The sequence below is a fragment of the Pseudoxanthomonas sp. PXM03 genome, from assembly GCF_014852005.1.
Taxonomy (GTDB): Bacteria; Pseudomonadota; Gammaproteobacteria; order Xanthomonadales; family Xanthomonadaceae; genus Pseudoxanthomonas_A.
The window spans coordinates 744129-756540 of the sequence record NZ_JACVAU010000002.1; the positions used below are offsets into that span (position 1 = coordinate 744129).

The 12412-nt window shown below is 65.2% G+C and carries 9 protein-coding genes and 1 pseudogene; 5 read left to right on the forward strand and 5 right to left on the reverse strand.

The window, feature by feature from the left end; all coding sequences use genetic code 11:
* Positions 1-22 precede the first annotated feature (22 nt).
* The 5 genes from IB223_RS12280 to sucC form a co-directional block, all read right to left on the reverse strand.
* A complete protein-coding gene (locus IB223_RS12280) occupies positions 23-910 on the reverse strand; it encodes a vitamin K epoxide reductase family protein (protein ID WP_225591020.1) in 888 nt (295 codons plus the stop codon).
* Positions 911-922: 12 nt separating this feature from the next.
* Positions 923-2560 (reverse strand): NAD+ synthase, encoded by a 1638-nt coding sequence (locus IB223_RS12285; protein ID WP_192202009.1) that lies wholly within the window; start codon positions 2558-2560, stop codon positions 923-925.
* Positions 2557-2955, reverse strand: coding sequence for a DUF559 domain-containing protein (locus tag IB223_RS12290; RefSeq protein WP_192202010.1), 399 nt, complete (start codon positions 2953-2955; stop codon positions 2557-2559). Before IB223_RS12290 ends, IB223_RS12285 begins: the two co-directional genes overlap by 4 nt.
* Positions 2956-3312: 357 nt before the next feature.
* Complete coding sequence (gene sucD, locus IB223_RS12295; RefSeq protein WP_142125725.1) at positions 3313-4188, reverse strand: succinate--CoA ligase subunit alpha; 876 nt, start codon at positions 4186-4188, stop codon at positions 3313-3315.
* Between the two features lie 24 nt (positions 4189-4212).
* A complete protein-coding gene (sucC, locus tag IB223_RS12300; protein ID WP_192202011.1) occupies positions 4213-5382 on the reverse strand; it encodes an ADP-forming succinate--CoA ligase subunit beta in 1170 nt (389 codons plus the stop codon).
* A 212-nt stretch (positions 5383-5594) separates the two neighbouring features.
* Here sucC and IB223_RS12305 point away from each other — a divergent pair, with 212 nt between their 5' ends.
* The 5 genes and pseudogenes from IB223_RS12305 (at position 5595) to IB223_RS12325 (ending at position 12349) form a co-directional block, all read left to right on the forward strand.
* A complete protein-coding gene (locus tag IB223_RS12305; protein ID WP_192202012.1) occupies positions 5595-7217 on the forward strand; it encodes an ATP-binding protein in 1623 nt (540 codons plus the stop codon).
* A gap of 234 nt (positions 7218-7451) precedes the next feature.
* Positions 7452-8852 carry a sigma-54 dependent transcriptional regulator gene (locus IB223_RS12310; RefSeq protein ID WP_142125722.1) on the forward strand — a complete coding sequence of 467 codons (1401 nt, stop codon included), beginning with the start codon at positions 7452-7454 and terminating at the stop codon, positions 8850-8852.
* A gap of 589 nt (positions 8853-9441) precedes the next feature.
* Positions 9442-9534, forward strand: a pseudogene (locus IB223_RS18855) (prepilin-type N-terminal cleavage/methylation domain-containing protein); the annotation flags it as partial.
* A 450-nt stretch (positions 9535-9984) separates the two neighbouring features.
* Positions 9985-10314, forward strand: coding sequence for a prepilin-type N-terminal cleavage/methylation domain-containing protein (locus IB223_RS19025; RefSeq protein WP_192202014.1), 330 nt, complete (start codon positions 9985-9987; stop codon positions 10312-10314).
* A gap of 151 nt (positions 10315-10465) precedes the next feature.
* Positions 10466-12349 (forward strand): hypothetical protein, encoded by a 1884-nt coding sequence (locus IB223_RS12325; protein ID WP_192202015.1) that lies wholly within the window; start codon positions 10466-10468, stop codon positions 12347-12349.
* The last annotated feature ends 63 nt before the right edge of the window (positions 12350-12412 follow it).

Sequence of the window (12412 nt, forward strand, 5' to 3'; positions counted from 1 at the left end):
GCACCGCCCGGAGCGCGGCGACTCACTCGTCGTCCGCAGCACCTTCCCAGTCGAAGCGCGTAAGCACCGCCAGCTGTTGCGGTTCGATCACACCGTTGTGCTCGATGCCATCGATGACCCAGGTGGGGAACACGGTCACGCCCGCTGCCGCACAGGTAGCCGTCATCGGCGCGTTGCGCCCGCCGGGTGAGCACTCCACGTAGGGCAACTGCTCCGCCGCGTGCCCGAAATGGCGCTTCTGCCGGCTGCATTCCACGCACCACGAGGCACCGTAGAACTTCGCGCCATACGCGGACAGATGCTGCGCCAGCGCCTCCGCACGTCGACTCTCCGGACGCTGGTGCAGCAAGCCGCTCTGGTGCACGTGCAGGACCGCGACCACCAACAGCACCGGCAGTGCGTGGACGCCCCACCAGCGACCCCAGGGCTGGCCTGGTGCGGATGCGGGGCGACGCGCCTGCAGCCACGCGAACATCGCCACCAGCACCGCCAGCGATGCCAGGCACCCCACGCAGAAGGCATCCAGTACCCACGCACCGATCACCGTCAGGTAGACGCTGATCGCCAGCCCCAGCAGCACCAGCCGCCATTGCCGTTGCCAGCGCAGCAGCGGCGATGCCTTGCGCATCGCCGATACCAGCGCGACCACCGCATACAGGCCGAAGCCCCACAGCGCCATCGGCACGCCGAGCAGGGTCGACCAGCCGCTGCGCTGGATCGCTTCGCAGCCGCCGTCGCTGGTGCAGAACGCCGAAGCCGAACCGCTGCCCGCCGTCCAGGCCAGGTAGCCGGTGATCAGCAGGCCCAGCGCCGCCAGTGCCAGCATCACCCGGTCCGGCGGTGTCGCGGGACGGGGTGCGGGGGATGCCGTGCGGTCGCGGTGCGGCGAGCGCTTCTTCTTCCTTGCCATGCCGTTTCCTTCCTACAACGCGTACTTGTTGGTGATGGGGTAGCGGCGTTCGCGACCGAAGGCCCGGCGCGACACCTTGGGGCCGGGCGCCGCCTGGTGGCGTTTCCACTCGTTGATGCGTACCAGTCGCAGCATGCGGTCCACGGTCGTTGCATCGAAGCCGGCGGCGACGATCTCGTCGCGCGACTGCTCCAGGTCCACGTAGCGGAACAGGATGGCGTCCAGCACATCGTACGGCGGCAACGAATCCTGGTCCTTCTGGTTCTCGCGCAGCTCCGCAGACGGCGGACGGTCGATCACGGCCGGCGGGATCACCGGCGCACCGCCCACGGTGTTGCGCCAGCGCGCCAGCGCGAACACCTCGGTCTTGTACAGGTCCTTGATAGGCGCATAGCCACCGCACATGTCGCCGTAGATGGTGGCGTAGCCGACCGCGTATTCGCTCTTGTTGCCGGTGGTCAGCAGCAGGCCTCCGAACTTGTTGCTCAATGCCATCAGGATCACGCCGCGGCTGCGCGACTGCAGGTTTTCCTCGGTAGTGTCGGCAGGCGTGTCGCCGAACACCGGGCCGAGCGCTTCAAGGAACCCCTTGAACGGCGCCTCGATGGAGATCGCCTCCAGCTTCACCCCAAGCGCCGCGCACTGTTCCGCGGCCAGATCGTTGGACAGGCCGGCCGTGTAACGCGACGGCAACCGCACCGCAGTGACGTTCTCCGCGCCCAGTGCATCCACGGCCAGCGCCAGCACCAGCGCCGAATCGATGCCGCCGGACAGGCCCAGCCACACCTTCGAAAAGCCATTCTTGCCGCAGTAGTCGCGGATGCCGCGCACGATGGCACGCCACGCCAGCGCATCGCGGCTCTCGTCGCCATCGTCCATCCAGAGCACCGGACTGAACTTGCGCGTGGTCACGTCGAAATCGACCACCAGCCACTGGTCGGTGAATGCCGCCGCCGCAGGATGCACGGTGCCGTCGCCATCGGCGACCACGGAGGCCCCGTCGAACACCACCGCATCCTGTCCGCCCACCACGTTGAGGTAGGCCAGCGCCATGCCCGTCTCGCGCGTGCGCTCGGCGATCAGTGCGTCGCGCTGCGCATGCTTGTCGCGGTCGAACGGCGAGGCATTCGGCACCAGCGTCAATACCGCGCCGGCCTTCCCGGTTTCGGCCAATGGTTCGGGAAACCAGAGGTCTTCGCAGATGATCAGCCCCACCTGCGTGCCTTTCACCTCGAAGACACAGTTGCCACCGTCCGGATCGACATCGAAGTAGCGGCGCTCGTCGAATACCGCGTAATTGGGCAGTTCGCGCTTGCGGTAGGTCACCTCGACCGCGCCGTCGCGCAGCACGCTGGCCGCGTTGTAGACCACGCTGCCCGCACTCTGCGGCCAGCCGACTACGGCGACGATGCCGTGCGTGGTGGCGGCGATCTCCGTCAGCGCCGTCTCACAGTCGGCCAGGAAGCGCGGCCGCAGCAGCAGGTCCTCCGGCGGATAGCCACTGACCGCGAGTTCGGGAAACAACACCACGTCGGCGCCGTATTCGTCGCGCGCCTCGGCGATCATGCGCTGGATGGTCGCCGTGTTCTGCGCGACGCCGCCGACCGGGAAGTCGAACTGCGCCATGGCGATGCGGAGGGTCTGGGTCATGTCGGCCTTCTGAAACTGCCCCTTCCCCCGCGCGCGGGGGAAGGCTGGGATGGGGGCGAGTGTCCGAGCCAACGGAGTATCAGCGCCCGGACACCTTCAAGATTCGCCATGACCTCATTATTCCAGAAGCGCAGGGTGCGGAACCCCTCACCATGCAGGAATGCGTCGCGCGTGCGGTCCGACGCTGCGTCCATGTGCTGGCCGCCATCGACTTCGATGATCACTCCGGCCTCGAGGCAGGCGAAATCCGCGATGTACGGGCCGACCGGATGCTGGCGCCGGAAACGGAAGCCGTCCAGCTGGCGATCCTTGAGGACACTCCAGAGTCTCCGCTCCGCAAGCGTCATGTCCCGGCGCAATTCGCGCGCACGGTCGCGTTTCTGTCCTTGTCGCATGGGCACATCCTGTGCAATGGCTACGGCGGCATTCTGCCCCCATCCCAACCCTCCCCCGCAAGCGGAGGAAGGGGCCGACCGCGCGCGGATCGGGATCGGGATCGGGATCGGGATCGGGATCGGGATCGGGATCGGGATCGGGGTCGGGATCGGGATCGGGGACCTGGACCGGGAGACTCTACCGCCCCTGGACAAGGCCCCCTCCTCCGCTTGCGGGGGAGGGTTGGGGTGGGGGCAACGAAGCCTGTGTCCCCACACTTGCCCGGAACAACCCGAACGTCACTCCCTTTCACCCGCCGCCCAGAAAGCAGAAAGCCGCCCGAAGGCGGCTTTCTGCGTGACGCGCGACAGCGAGGCTTACTTCACCAGCTTCGCGATCGCCGCACCCAGGTCGCCCGGCGAACGGACGGTGACGACGCCCGCAGCTTCCATCGCCGCAAACTTGCCTTCCGCCGTGCCCTTGCCGCCCGAGGCGATGGCGCCAGCATGGCCCATGCGCTTGCCGGCCGGGGCCGAGGCACCGGCGATGAAGCCGACGACCGGCTTCTTCACGTACTTGGCGATGTATTCGGCACCGGCTTCCTCGGCGTCGCCGCCGATCTCGCCGACCATGATGATGCCTTCGGTCTGCGGGTCTTCGTTGAACAGCTTCAGGCAGTCGACGAAGTTCAGGCCGTTGATCGGGTCGCCGCCGATGCCGATGCAGGTCGACTGGCCAAGGCCTACTTCGGTGGTCTGCTTGACCGCTTCATAGGTCAGCGTGCCGGAGCGCGACACGATGCCGATCTTGCCCGGCTTGTGGATGTGGCCCGGCATGATGCCGATCTTGCACTCGCCCGGGGTGATCACGCCGGGGCAGTTCGGCCCGATCAGCACGGTGTCCGGGTGCGAGCCCTTCAGCACGTTGTCCACGCGCAGCATGTCCAGCACCGGGATGCCCTCGGTGATGCAGACGATGACCTTGATGCCGGCTGCGGCCGCTTCAAGGATGGCGTCGGCCGCGAACGGCGGCGGCACGTAGATGACGGACGCGTCGGCGCCAGTGCTTTTGACCGCATCGGCGACGGTATCGAACACCGGCAGGTCGATGTGGGTGGTGCCGCCCTTGCCCGGCGTGACGCCGCCGACGACCTGGGTGCCGTACTCGATCATCTGGGTGGCGTGGAAGGTGCCCTGCTGGCCGGTGAAGCCCTGCACGATCACCTTCGTGTTCTTGTTGATCAAAACGCTCATGGATAGTTCCTTCGGTATCGTGGATCAGGCGGCAGCTTTGACAGCAGCGACGACCTTCTTGGCACCGTCGTTGATGTTGTCGGCCGGGATGATGGCCATGCCGCTGTCGCGCAGCAGCTGCTTGCCTTCTTCCACGTTGGTGCCTTCCAGGCGGACCACCACCGGCACCTTGACGCCCACTTCCTTCACCGCGGCGATGATGCCCTCGGCGATCATGTCGCAGCGGACGATACCGCCGAAGATGTTGACGAAGATGCCTTCGACCTTGTCCGAGGACAGGATCAGCTTGAACGCCTCGATCACGCGCTGCTTGTTGGCGCCGCCGCCCACGTCGAGGAAGTTCGCCGGCTCACCGCCGTTGAGCTTGATGACGTCCATGGTGGCCATGGCCAGGCCCGCACCGTTGACCATGCAGCCGATGTTGCCGTCCATGGTCACGTAGTTGATGTCCATCTCCGAGGCCAGTACTTCGGTCTCGTCTTCCTGGCTCTTGTCGCGCATCGCGACCAGGTCCTTGTGGCGGAAGGCGGCGTTGTCGTCGCTGTTGAACTTGCCGTCCAGCGCGTACAGGTTGCCGTCGTCCAGGATCGCCAGCGGGTTGATCTCGACCAGCGCCAGGTCCTTCTCGTTGAAGATGCGGTACAGGTTGACCATGATGTTGGCGAACTGGCCCGCCTGCTTGGCGGTCAGGCCCATCTTGAAGCCGAACTCGCGGCCCTGGTACGGCTGGACGCCTTCGACGAAGTCGACGTTGAGGCTGTGGATCTTGTCCGGCGTCTCGGCCGCGACCTGCTCGATCTCCACGCCGCCCTCGGACGAGGCGATGTAGGTGATGGTGCGGGTGCCGCGGTCGACCAGCACCGACAAGTACAGCTCCTTGACGATCTCGCCGGCGGTGGTCACCAGCACCAGGTTGACCGGCAGCTCGACGCCGGCGGTCTGATAGGTGGCCATCTTGGTGCCCAGCATCTTGCCGGCGGCCGCCTTCACGTCATCGACGGTCTTGCAGAACTTGACGCCGCCGGCCTTGCCGCGGCCGCCCGCGTGGATCTGGGCCTTGACCATCCAGGGACCGTTGCCGAGGGACTGGGCGGCAGCCACTGCTTCGTCCGCCGTGGAGGCGACTTTGCCGGCCGGGACCGGGATGCCGTACTCGGCCAGCAGCTGCTTGGCCTGATATTCGTGGAAATTCATGCGTCACCGTGGGTAGGGAACAGAAGACATCGCCCACGGCCGGGGCCACGGGGGCGGCGGCGCGGGCGAGCCCCCTATTGTCGCCGACCGGGCCGGATGGCGCAAAACCCGGTACCTAAGCCTTTGGTGGAACAGGCGGAAACACGGTCCCGGCGCGCAGCCGGGGGCCAGCCTGCCTATACTGGCCGCCTCGTCACGGGGAAGTACGAGTCTTGCGTCAGGCCCAGTCGCTCCTGTCCCGCATCGAATCAGTACCGCGCCGCGAACTGTATTTCTTCGCGCTGTACCGCGTGCTGGAAGCGGGCATCCTGGCCGCACTGATGTTCAGCCCGCTGGGCGATGTGCTCGGCCAGCCCCGCCACGAAGACCTCGGCATGCTGGTGGCGATCGGCTACCTGGTGCTGGCGCTGGTGCTGTTCTTCGTCGGTCGCAGCGTGCAGTGGCTGGTGTGGATCGTGTTCGTCAGCGTCTGCCTGGACGTGCTTGTCGCGGGACTGATCACCCACGCCCTGCCTGGCGCCACGGCCGGCGTGGCGATGATGCTGCTGTTCAATGTGTCCGCAGCGGCCCTGCTGCTGCCGTCCACCCGGATGGCCCTGGTGGTGGCGCTGATCGCCATTGCCGCGCTGTTCGGCGAGTATTTCTTCACCCTCTTCCACGACCAGAACACCAGCCGCTCGCTGGCCGAAGTCATCATGTTCGCGGTCAGTTACCTGGCCCTGGCCTACCTCGCCCACCAGGCCGGGCAGAAGGCGCGTGCGAGCCAGGCGCTGGCGGACAAGCGTGGCGAGGAAGTCGCCAACCTGTTCGAAGTCAACGAACTGATCATCCGCCGCATGCGGACCGGCGTGCTGGTGGTCGACGCCGACAACCACATCAAGCTGTCCAACGAGGCCGCCAGCCTGCTGCTCGGCGACGGTGGCGACGGCAAGGGCGTCGACGGCAAGGGCCTGTCGCTGCAGCACGCGGCACCCGAACTCGCCCGCCGCCTGCAGCGCTGGCGCAACGGCTGGCAGACCGACGAAACCCCGATGCAGTTCTCGCCGGACCAGCCGGAAGTGCAGCCCCGCTTCGCCCGCCTGCTGGCCGACAGCGACACCTCGCTGATCTTCCTCGACGACGCCACGGTGGTTTCGCGCCGGGCCGAATCCCTGACCCTGGCTGCGCTCGGCCGCTTTTCGGCCAGCCTGGCGCACGAGATCCGCAATCCGCTGGCCGCGATCAACTACGCCGTGCAGCTGCTGGAGGAATCCCAGCAGGTCAGCGATGGCGACCGCCGCCTGCTGCAGATCATCCACCAGCAGTGCCAGCGCACCAACGGCATCGTCGAAAGCGTGCTGGGACTGGCCCGCCGCGAGCGCGCCACCCCCGAGCACGTGGACCTCAACACCTTCGCGCGGCGTTTCGTGGACGAATACCAGCAGACGCTCTCCATCGAGACGGACACGCTGGAAACCATCATCGGGGCCAAGCCGGTGCCTGCGCTGGTGGATTCGCGCCACCTGCAGCAGGTGGTCACGGTCCTGGTGCAGAACGCGCTGAACTACGGGCGCCTGCCGGGGGAACCCGCGCGCATCCGCATCCGCGTGTTCAATGCCGATGGGCGCCCGACCATCGACGTGATGGATCGCGGCCCGGGCATCCCCGAGGCCGTGGCGGCGCAACTGTTCAGGCCGTTCTTCACCACGTCCGAGCATGGCACCGGCCTGGGGCTCTACATCGCCCGCGAGCTGTGCCGGGCCAACCAGGCCACGCTCGAATACGTCCCGGTGCCGGGCGGCGGCGCCTGTTTCCGCATCATCCTGCCCGGGCCACACGCGTTGTTGCCCGCGTAGGCACGGCCGGACGCGCCGGCAGAATCCCCGGCAGGAGGGCCTTCATTCCCCACCGGGGTACATGGGCACGATGCCTTCAGATGTGATCATGCAACCGCTTCGTGCCCAAGAGCACCGATGCGGGCAAGCCCCGGGACGCACGGCGTACATGGCACGCCACGATCACAGGCCGTTGCCTACCATGATTCACATTCAGCCGGTACACTGCCCACACAGGGGCAAGAGGGGGGATGCATGAATCAAAGCCGTAGTGCCCTGATCGTCGATGACGAGCGCGACATCCGCGAACTGCTGACGCTGACGCTGGGCCGCATGGGCCTGCGCATCGACACCGCCGCCAATGTAGGTGAGGCCCGCGAGTTGCTGGCACGCAACACCTACGACCTGTGCTTCACCGACATGCGCCTGCCCGATGGCAACGGCATCGACCTGGTCGGCGAGATCTCCCGGAACTATCCCAATACGCCGGTCGCCATGATCACGGCGTTCGGCAACATCGAGCTGGCGGTGGAAGCCCTGAAGGCTGGCGCCTTCGATTTCGTCAGCAAGCCCGTGGACCTCGCCGTCCTGCGCGGGCTGGTCAAGCACGCGCTTGAACTCAACAACACCGATCGCGCTCCGCCACCCCCTCCTCCGCCCGAACAGGCCAGCCGCCTACTGGGTACGTCGGCCGCGATGGATGCGTTGCGCGAGACGATCGGCAAGGTGGCGCGCAGCCAGGCGCCGGTCTACATCATGGGCGAGTCCGGCACCGGCAAGGAGCTGGTGGCCCGCACCATCCATGAGCAGGGTGCGCGCGCTGCCGGTCCATTCATTCCGGTCAACTGCGGCGCGATTCCCGCCGAGCTGATGGAAAGCGAGTTCTTCGGCCACAAGAAGGGCAGCTTCACCGGCGCGCACGCCGACAAGCAGGGCCTGTTCCAGGCCGCCAGTGGCGGCACGCTGTTCCTCGATGAAGTGGCCGAGCTGCCGCTGCCCATGCAGGTCAAACTGCTGCGCGCCATCCAGGAAAAAGCGGTGCGCCCGGTCGGCGCGTCCGGCGAGGCGCAGGTGGACGTACGCATCCTGTCGGCCACCCACAAGGATCTTGGCGAACTGGCCGCCGACGGCCGCTTCCGCCATGACCTGTACTACCGCATCAACGTGATCGAACTGCGGGTGCCGCCGCTGCGAGAGCGCACGGGCGACCTGGCCCAGCTGACCAGCGCCGTCCTCGAACGGCTGGCGGCCCAGCACGGCCGCATGGCGCCGTCGGTGTCGCCGGAGGCGATGGAAGCGCTGGGCCGTTACCCGTTCCCGGGGAATGTGCGCGAACTGGAGAACATCCTGGAGCGCGCGCTGGCCATGTCCGAGGGCCACAGCATCGAGATCGATGACCTCTACCTGCCGCAGGCGCCTGCCGGCAAGAAGTTCGGCGGCGATTTCAGCCCCGGGGAAGTGATCCGCGATGTCCCGGGCGCGGTGGATGTCGACCCTGCGGCCGGCGCCCTGCCCGAGTACATCGAGCAACTGGAGCGCGCCGCGATCCAGAAGGCGCTGGAAGAGAATCGCTGGAACAAGACCAAGGCCGCCGCCCAGCTGGGCATCACCTTCCGGGCGTTGCGCTACAAGCTGAAGAAGCTGGGGATGGAATAGGCCAGCGCACGCCGCGCGCCATTCCCGGCGTACCCGCAGGATCGGCCCCGGGGCTCGATGCTGCCAAATGGATCACTCACGAAAGCATCGCGCCAAAGGGCGCGCCTGCACGACGTATGTCATGCATCGGGGTGCTGTGGGATGCCGCGCCCGCATGCGCGATGCGCGGGACGCGACCTGCGGATACACCTTATATATCTGCCTCCGCACAAACGTGCGCCGCATCCCACAGTGACCCGGGTGACCTTTCGTGTCACTTTCTGACGCGAATGGTCACATGGCCGTGCAAGCGCCATTGGATTGACGCGTACGACCCCGACAGGCCGATGTCGCAATCTGTGAACTGCTCCGGCATTGACCGCGATTCCCGATACACAACTACCGGGAATGATGCGATAGTCCCGCCCGACTTCGGCGTCAGGGTTTCCTTCCGGGGAAGTGTGGGGGAATCGCTGGGGGTATCAGAAGTTGGCACGCAACCTGCTCTACATCCCGTGCACGCGTCGTTTAAACGCGGCGCCCACGGTCCATGTAGGGACACGGGGCTTGTGTCCCTAACCATCAAGCCAATCCTGAAAGGGGAAACACCATGAAGAAGAACGCCCAGGGCTTCACCCTGATCGAACTGATGATCGTCGTCGCGATCATCGCCATCCTGGCCGCCATCGCGCTGCCGGCTTACAACAACTACCGCATCCGTTCGGCTGAGAATGCTTGCCTCGGCGAAGCCAAGGCCTACATGAACTCGTGGCTGGCCGCCTCGGTTTCCGACATGCCACTGCCGACCACTGACTTCTCGGCATGCACCGCCGGCAGCGCGGCGGCCCCCGACTTCACCCCAAGGGACCCGGGCGTGGAGCACACCACGTGTGACGCAACCACGGCAACCTGCTCGATCAGCCGCTGATCAAGCAACACAGTCGGTTCAAGAAAGCCCCTCACACGAGGGGCTTTTTTTTCACTCGTCCGTTCCCGACGCCCGCACCTAAATTCATTTCCTCACAACGGCATCGCCATTTATTCGCTACGACAATCACAGTTTGCACATGCTCCACCCACACGCCGCCATCTCTGGCTCGTTATTTGCTTAGCAGCTCGTGGGTAGCGGCATTTCTTGTCAGGGGACACCACCATGCGCGGCACGGTACGCGGCTTCACTTTGATCGAACTGATGATCGTGGTCGCGATCATCGCCATCTTGGCCGCCATAGCGTTGCCGGCCTACAACAACTATCGGATCCGCTCTGCGGAAACCGCCTGTCTGGCCGAGACGAAGAACTATGCCAGCATGGCCTTGGCCGCCATCTATAACGACATGCCGCCATCCAGCCCGGTACTAGGCGCCTGCGCGAACATTGACACGTTCGCCGACATCAGCACGCCCATCACCGGCACCCCGCAAGCGCCCGGCAATCGGGCAACGACGTGCGACATGAACACCGGCAGTTGCTCTTTGAACTGACTCGCGCAGCACGAATGAGCTTGAGCACACCATGCACGCGACATGATAAGGGGCCATGGTGCTACTGATGCGCCTCCGTCGGGCGCAAAGTGTCCCAGTATTGCGCGCAATCGCCGATAATCCACAGCCTTACCCGACCAAGCGACTGCGCATGCCCGCTGCCACCTGCCGGTTTCTGCTTGCCAGCTTGATCATCGCACTGCTTGCAGGGATGGTGTTCACGCCCGGCCTGCCAGGCGAGTTCCTTTTCGATGACGTGCCGAACATCACGGCCAACCAAGCCGTCCACTTGACTCAGTTGAGTGCCGAGGCCTTGGCCAACGTACTGACTAGTCTGCAACTCTCCGGCACTACAAGATCGTTGCCGACGCTGAGCTTCGCCTTGGACTACTGGCGTGCCGGCGGGCCGGACCCCATGACCTTCAAAATCACCAACATCGTGCTGCATGCACTGACGGCCTGCGTGTTGGCATGGTTCTTCCGCAGCTTGCTACTGGTCGCGGGCGTCTCCGTCACACGTGTGCGATGGCCGGCTCTAGCGCTTGCACTGGCATGGGCCGCACACCCTCTGCAAGTGTCTGCTGTGCTTTACGTGGTGCAGCGCCTCCAGACGATGGGCACGCTGTTCCTCATACTCGCGCTCTGGGCGTACCTGCTGGCGCGGCAAGCGCAGATCGAAGGCCGTTCCGGTCGCACGGGGCTGCTGCTCACCCTTCTACTGTGGATCGTGGCCATGGGGTGCAAGGAAGACTCCGCGCTGTTGCCCGCCTACACGCTGGCGCTGGAGCTGACCCTACTACGCTTTGCCGCAGCGGATACGCGCCTGGCCGACAGGCTGCGTCGTGGCTACCTGTTAGCAACCCTTTTCGCCGTTGCTGCCTATGTGCTGGTGATCATTCCCCACTTCTGGCAAGGACAGGCGTACTGGGGACGTGACTACACGGCCGGAGAGCGCCTACTGACCCAAGGGCGGGTGCTGTGCATGTATCTGTGGCAGATCCTGATCCCGCTGCCAGGACATATGCCGTTTTACTACGATTGGCTGCAGCCATCCCGCAGCCTGCTGCATCCTTGGACAACGCTCCCTGCCATCGCATTGGTACTGGCATTGCTCGGCATTGCGTGGCGTCTCCGAGTGCGCTGGCCGTTATTCGCACTGGGCGTGCTCTTGTTTTTCAGCGCACACATCATCACCAGCAACGTGATCGGGCTGGAGTTGGCCTTCGAGCACCGCAATCACTTCGCTCTCGTCGGCGCCGTACTGGCCGTGGGCAGCCTACTGGGACATATCGGCTCCCGGCTGCAGATCCGGTCGGCGGTGCAGGCTATCGGCTGCGCGGCACTGATCGTGGCGTTGGCTAGCGCCACGCTAATGCGCGCCCACACCTGGAATAGCACACTCTCCATAGCGCGCATCGCCACGGAACACGCACCCGGCTCTGGACGTGCTTGGACCCAGTTGTGTGCCAGCTACTTCAGCGCGGGCGGCGGTGCCGTCCAAAACAATCCACGCCTAGACGAAGCGATAGAAAGTTGCATCGCAGGGTCAGCCGCCGTGCCTCAATCACTTAATAGTCCTACGCTTCTGGTCGTGCTGAAGTCCCTTCGTGGCGACGCGACGCCGCAGGATTGGAATCACCTCCAGCAACGACTGGAAACCGCACCCATGACCCGGGACAACGCCAGGATCTTCATGATCCTCACCTTCCACGCACGAAAGGGCGTGAAACTGGACAAGCAGGAACTCCTGGAAACATTTGAAGTTCTTGCGCGACGCGGTGCACTTGGAGCCTTCAATACTGCTTCCATCGGTTACTTCGTCATGAATGATCTCTCGGAACCGGAACTTGCGCTTCCTTACTTCTTCGAGGCCATCGAAGCGAACCCTCCGAACGATCCGTTCCCACAACAGCTGGGCGCCGAACTCAGGGCCAAGGGCAGGCCGGACCTGGCCGAAAAGGTCGAGCGGCTCGGCTTTGCGAGAAGCCGCATCGGTGATGCTTCCAGCACTGGAATCAACGCCGGACCTCGTTAAGCATGCACACTCCGCGCTGAGTCGCCGAGCAACTCGGCGCAGCAAGAGGCAAGATACTCGTGC